Source organism: Paenalcaligenes sp., assembly GCF_030152715.1.
In the GTDB taxonomy this organism is placed as follows: Bacteria; Pseudomonadota; Gammaproteobacteria; order Burkholderiales; family Burkholderiaceae_B; genus Paenalcaligenes; species Paenalcaligenes hermetiae.
The window spans coordinates 1-5756 of record NZ_JASLIX010000087.1 but is presented as its reverse complement, the minus strand read 5'-3'; the positions used below and the strand labels follow the sequence as shown (position 1 = coordinate 5756).

The 5756-nt window shown below is 47.4% G+C and carries 5 protein-coding genes and 1 pseudogene; 1 reads left to right on the top strand and 5 read right to left on the bottom strand.

Annotated features, from left to right (window positions below):
- Positions 1-379, bottom strand: a pseudogene (locus Q1V74_RS06795) (urocanate hydratase); the annotation flags it as partial.
- A 189-nt stretch (positions 380-568) separates the two neighbouring features.
- On the opposite strand from Q1V74_RS06795, the gene hutC reads away from it, so the two are divergent.
- The gene (gene hutC / locus Q1V74_RS06790; RefSeq protein ID WP_300647623.1) at positions 569-1297 is read left to right on the top strand and encodes a histidine utilization repressor; all 729 of its coding nucleotides are present in this window, start codon (positions 569-571) and stop codon (positions 1295-1297) included.
- Positions 1298-1494: 197 nt separating this feature from the next.
- Here hutC and Q1V74_RS06785 read toward each other — a convergent pair whose 3' ends face one another.
- From Q1V74_RS06785 to Q1V74_RS06770, 4 genes are all read right to left on the bottom strand, one after another.
- Positions 1495-2661 carry an FAD-binding oxidoreductase gene (locus Q1V74_RS06785; RefSeq protein ID WP_300647622.1) on the bottom strand — a complete coding sequence of 389 codons (1167 nt, stop codon included), beginning with the start codon at positions 2659-2661 and terminating at the stop codon, positions 1495-1497.
- 14 nt (positions 2662-2675) lie between these two features.
- Positions 2676-3719, bottom strand: coding sequence for an aromatic ring-hydroxylating dioxygenase subunit alpha (locus Q1V74_RS06780; RefSeq protein ID WP_300647621.1), 1044 nt, complete (start codon positions 3717-3719; stop codon positions 2676-2678).
- A 205-nt stretch (positions 3720-3924) separates the two neighbouring features.
- A complete protein-coding gene (locus tag Q1V74_RS06775) occupies positions 3925-5304 on the bottom strand; it encodes an FAD-binding oxidoreductase (protein WP_300647620.1) in 1380 nt (459 codons plus the stop codon).
- 8 nt (positions 5305-5312) lie between these two features.
- The coding region (locus Q1V74_RS06770; RefSeq protein WP_300647619.1) for an aminotransferase class I/II-fold pyridoxal phosphate-dependent enzyme at positions 5313-5756 on the bottom strand (444 nt) is incomplete at its 5' end.

Sequence of the window (5756 nt, the reverse complement as noted above, 5' to 3'; positions counted from 1 at the left end):
CCCATTTAGGCACTAGATTAGAGTTCGCTAACAACACGCGCGGTGCATCGGCATGCGTACGGAAAACACCAACGGGTTTTCCAGACTGAATCAGTAGCGTTTCATCCTCTTCGAGCTCACGCAGAGACTCAAGAATTTGGTCATAACACTCCCAATTACGAGCCGCACGCCCAATCCCGCCATACACCACTAAATGCTTTGGATTCTCGGCAACATTCGGATCCAAGTTATTTTGAATCATGCGATAGGCAGCTTCGCTAATCCAGTTTTTACAACTTAGCTCTGAACCTGTTGGGGCATGAATAACACGACTCTCATCAAAACGAGGATCCTGACTGGATGCACTATCGTTCTGTTTCAGCATGGCGATCTCCTCCATCTCGGTATTTCTTATAAGGCTTAAGGTTAAAAAAGCACATCGGTATGGGCGATTCGCACCAAATCACCGACAAACATACAAATTTCTTGTAAGCTCATGGTTAATGTATAGGCATTTATACAAATTGTCTATACATATTATGGAAAGCCCTGACATGGGCCATACCTTAAAAAGGAAAATAAGAGAGCTATGAATGCCATCACATCCCCTACTACCGCTCCAGAGTCACAGCCAGCCTACTTGCAAATAAAGTCTTTTGTGTTGGATAAAATCCAAAGTGGCGAGTGGCAAGAAGGTCATCTAATTCCGACCGAATTAGCTTTATGCGACCAATTCTCGGTCTCACGCATGACGGTCAACCGTGCTCTGCGTGAATTAAGTAACGATGGTTTATTAGTACGAATCAAAGGGTCCGGCACCTATGTGGCCCAACCCAAATACCAATCGACCTTGATCGAGATTCGCAGTATTGCTCAAGACATACGCGAACGTGGGCACATCCACAGCAGCAAAGTATTGAGTGTGGAGCGCCTTAAAGCGACCGCAAAGCAGGCCAAAGCCTATGAAATCCGCACTGGCACCCCTTTATTTAGGTCCATTATTGTGCACCTGGAAAATGATATTCCCATCCAATACGAGGATCGCTTTGCAGACGCCACTCGGGCTCCCGATTACCTCGATCAAAACTGGGAAATCATTACCCCTAACGAATACCTCACGCGTGTGGCTCCCTTACCTAAAGGTTTCTATACCATTGAGGTACAAATGCCCACAGAGGCCATTGCCGCGGCATTGAGCATGAGGCCCCAAGACCCTTGTTTGGTACTGAATCGTACAACCTACTCCGGTGGGAACTTCACGTCTTTTGCTCGCATGTGGCACCCAGGTGATCGTTATAAATTTGCCGGCCTGACCTAAGCGCAAAGCGGAGTCCGCCAACTTTAACGTGGTGAAAGGAGCACGTCGAAATAAAAAAACGAGGCACACGCCGTGTAGTGAGAGCAGCACGTCACCATAAAAAACGCTAAAAAAGCAGCGTTAGCCTACACGTCATAATAAAAAAAGCCGATGGAGAGCTGTCCCTCGGCTTTTTTGCGACGACTATCATCGTCTTATTAATTTAATTCTATTACCACCGCACCCTTAGGTCTGGCACAACACAATAAAACTTTGCCTTCAGGGACTTCATCCAATGGTTCTTCAAAGTAATCCACCTCACCTGAAACCAACGTACACATACAACTATTGCATAGACCAGATCGGCAATTGAAGTCTGGGCTCAGCCCTGCCTCCTCTGCGGCAACAAGTAGGGATTCACATCCTTCTTGCCATTGCGCCTGACGTCCATCGGGTAAAAAAGTAATCCCAGAGCCTGCGTCCTTAGCGTTCATTTCCTGAGCGGGTTGCTCCGCAGCAGCTGTTATGACGGGTTCTTCTGTAAGTGTTACAGCGGGTGCACTCACCTCAGCCGCAATGGTTTGCTCTAAGACGGTAGCGGGTCCGAAGAACTCATAATGTATACGATCGGCAACAACACCTAGCTGGCGTAAGAGCCCATAATTGGCTTGCATAAAGCCACTGGGGCCACAAAGATAAAACTCATAATCATCCAGCGGCAAATGTTGTTGCAGCTGCTCTTTGGTCAATATACCGTCGGTATAAGGCCAGGGGCGTTGTTTGTCATGCGCTAACGCCGCTCTGTACCAAAACAGCGCCTTAACCCCAGGACGACGACTGGCGAGCTCTAGAACCTCTGGTCCAAAAGCATGCATGTCCCCGTTTTCACAAGCATGGATAAAATGCACCTGACGCGAGGTTTTATTGACTAGGCGGTGCAGCATGGAGAGCATGGGCGTCAATCCCACCCCTCCGCTGAGCAACACCACGGGACGCTCAGAGCTTTCATCTAAGTAAAAATCACCCAGAGGACCCGCCGCCTGCACCACATCGCCCACCTGAATTTGAGTATGCAGGTGACTTGATCCCAAACCGTCTGGAACACTTAACCCTGCCGGTGCGATTTCGTGCTTGACTGAGATACGTAACTGATTCAGAGCATCGGGATCTCCAGAAACACTGTAGTTGCGCAAGATGGACTGGCCATCCACCACAAATTTAAAAACCAAGTACTGTCCTGGCTTATAGGACAGTATGGGTTCACCATCCATCGGCTCTAAGACAAATGACGTAATCACCTGGCTTTCATTTTGTTTAGCCACTACACGGTAGTCCCTGAACTGTCTGGATTGACGTGCTGAAGTGGTGCTGGGGCTCTCAATCATACTCTTTACCTCATTTAGGCTGTTTCCGCCGTTTTCTCTGTCTGTTCCGCTTCAATGAGCTGCGCCATTCTACGGCGGAAGCGCATAGGACCCGAGTCAAGTGGCAAGTCCAAAGCAGCTGGTTTTTCTTTTAGGTTAGCGTGGACTTCTTCCAAAATGGCTTTGTCTTCCATAAAGGCAAAACGCACATCATGGTTAAAAACTTCGGAAACTTTTTGATCATCCGGACTAAAGTTTCTTAACTGGAACCAAAAATAGCGTGTGCGATTTTCATCAATTGGTGTCAACAAATTATAGGAATCCATTAAGAAAACATCTTTGTGGTATTCACTTGGATTTTCTGTTTGGCTTCCAGCTGGCAAAAAGATCGCCTTAATCACTGCCAAAGAAGGGAAACGAACCTCGTAGTGCTGTTTACGATCACACTTGCCGTCGAACTTCACGAACTGCTTGTAGAAAGGAGCTACCTCTACGTTAGTTGACCAACGAGACACCGTTACACCATCGTCCTTTACGTCCACTTTTAATGGCAGGCCGATGATATCGCTATTACCAAACGAGGTCTGGTGTACCCAAGACACATGGGACGGATCTAAGAGGTTATCTGTCACATATAGGTAGTTACACTCCAGCTCCATGGCATCGCCACTGTTCACGCCCCACTCGGGATTATCCCACTCGTCGATCTGAATCAAGGAGGACTCATCCGCTAACTCGGGATCTCCCATCCAGACCCACACCATGCCATAGCGCTCTACACAAGGATAGCTACGTACCACCGCACTCTTAGGAATCTGTTTCAACCCAGGGGCCACGGTACAAGCACCACTGCAGTCAAAGGTAAGACCGTGATAACCACACTCAACCTGATCGCCTAATAAGCGACCTTTAGATAAAGGAAGACGGCGGTGAGGACAGGAGTCTTCCAAGGCCGCCACACTGCCGTCCTCTTTGCGATACAACACGATATCTTCCTTGAGCATACGTGTGGCAAACAGGCTTCGATCAATGTCCTTGCTCAGTGCGCCCACATACCAGGCATTACGTAAAAACATCATCCTACTCCTTTAGAAAATGCGCCGCCGACTGGTTGAGCGCCAACTTTCTCATCATGAACTAATTTAACTTTAAACCATCATAAGCTTAAATTAATTTAGCTAAATTTCATTATTGATTAGAAAAACTAAACTTTAAAAAATCAAAAAAACACCCTTTCTACTAATTATTTTATTAATCAGAAAAAAGGTAATAATAAAAATGTGGTTAATTATTATCGATAACTCGACCCGAATTTAATAAATCATTTGGATCAAATAGTTGACGAAGTGCTTGCATTTGTTTGCGCTCTATTTCATTGCGGCTGTAATGCAAAAAAGGTTTTTTAATTCGTCCTATGCCATGCTCTGCGGAAATGCTTCCACCTAACTCTGCCACCGCTTGATACACCACATGCTCGACCTCCTCTAAGGTCGAAGCCTCGTGCGGCCCGGTAGACAAATGCAAATTACCATCCCCTAAGTGCCCAAAGAAAAGCTGCTTAGATCCTGGATAGCGTTGCGATAAGCTTTGCTCCATTTTTTGCACAAAAGCATTGGCCTGCGCAATAGGAATGCCCACATCAAAAGCCAAGTAGGGTTTCATGGTAGGCAAAATTTCACCTATCGCATCACGCAAATCCCAGAGCTGCTTAGCCTGATCTTGGCTATGAGGCAAAATCACATCTACAGCCAACTCATCCTCTAAACTTTGCTCTAGAAACTGGGTTAATAAGGCTTCAGTTTCCGGGTCGTCTTTACCTTCCATTTCGAGCAACACATAGACTGGATACTCAGCATCAAAAGGCGCTTGCGTTTTTAATTGATCCGCCGCGGCTTGTAAATAGCTTTTCCACATCAACTCAAAAGAAGAAAGTTCGGCCAATTGACCGCGCGCACGGCGTAAAAGTTCGACCACTTGTTCGAAGCCCGTTAGCGCGACCAAGGCGCTATAGCGTCGTTCTGGCAAAGGAAAGAGACGCAGCACCACTTGACTAATAATGCCTAAGGTGCCTTCGCTGCCAATAAACAAGTGCTTGAGATCTACGCCGGTATTATTTTTAAGCCCATAATTCAACATAGGCATAATGGTTCCGTCGGCCAAAACCACCTCTAAGCCCAACACCAACTCGCGCATGGTGCCATAACGCAGCACCCGATTACCGCCCGCATTGGTTGCCACATTACCGCCTATATGACAGGAGCCTCTGGAGCCCATATCCATCGGAAAGTACCAGCCTTGTTGTTCTACATATTCACTAAGCTGCTGTAGCACCATGCCAGGCTGCACACGGATCGTGCCCCCTACCGTATCAAAATCAATCACTTGATTCATACGACTGAGGTTAATGACCACCTCATCGGCAGAGGGCACGGCCCCACCCGCCAGCCCTGTTAAGCCGCCTTGCACGCAGATTTTTTTACCCTGCGCATGACATGACTTAACGACAGCTGCGAGCTCCTGAGTGTTTTTAGGCCTAAATACCTGTGACACAACGGTTTGCGCACTTTGACCACTGGCATCTTGCAGATAAGGTTGAATCAGGTCGGCATCAACTAATACCTCTACCTGTTCCAAGCCAACAGTGACATCAGTAACTAAGGACATAATCCCCCCTACTGCAACTCAGGATCAGAAAGCACAGCAACTAAAGACTGCACAAAATAATCCACATTATCATCATTGAGCCCAGGCATGCTGATGCGTCCCGAATCGATAATGTAAACCCCATATTTTTGGCGTAAGGTTTCGAGCTGCTGCAAGGTTAAGCCGGTATAGCAGAACATACCGCGCTGCTTAATAAAGTAGCTGCTATCGTATTCTGGCGCTGCCTTCTGTAAGCGATCGTAGACTTTTTGTCGCATGTCAGCAATACGCATGCGCATCGCCTCGACCTCGTTTTTCCACTCAGCAAACAAATCAGGATCGGCTAAAACGGTCGCGATGGCCTGACCACCGTGCGAAGGTGGGTTAGAGTAAATTCGGCGCGCCACTGCTTTTAGTTGTCCCAAAACACGGCTTGCTTCCTCGGCGCTTTGGCAAACCACCGATAAGCCACC

Bases quoted from the DNA above. Each gene is read 5' to 3' on its own strand.
- hutC (WP_300647623.1), top strand. From the start codon at position 569: ATGAATGCCATCACATCCCCTACTACCGCTCCAGAGTCACAGCCAGCC.
- Q1V74_RS06785 (WP_300647622.1), bottom strand. From the start codon at position 2,661: ATGATTGAGAGCCCCAGCACCACTTCAGCACGTCAATCCAGACAGTTC.
- Q1V74_RS06780 (WP_300647621.1), bottom strand. From the start codon at position 3,719: ATGATGTTTTTACGTAATGCCTGGTATGTGGGCGCACTGAGCAAGGAC.
- Q1V74_RS06775 (WP_300647620.1), bottom strand. From the start codon at position 5,304: ATGTCCTTAGTTACTGATGTCACTGTTGGCTTGGAACAGGTAGAGGTA.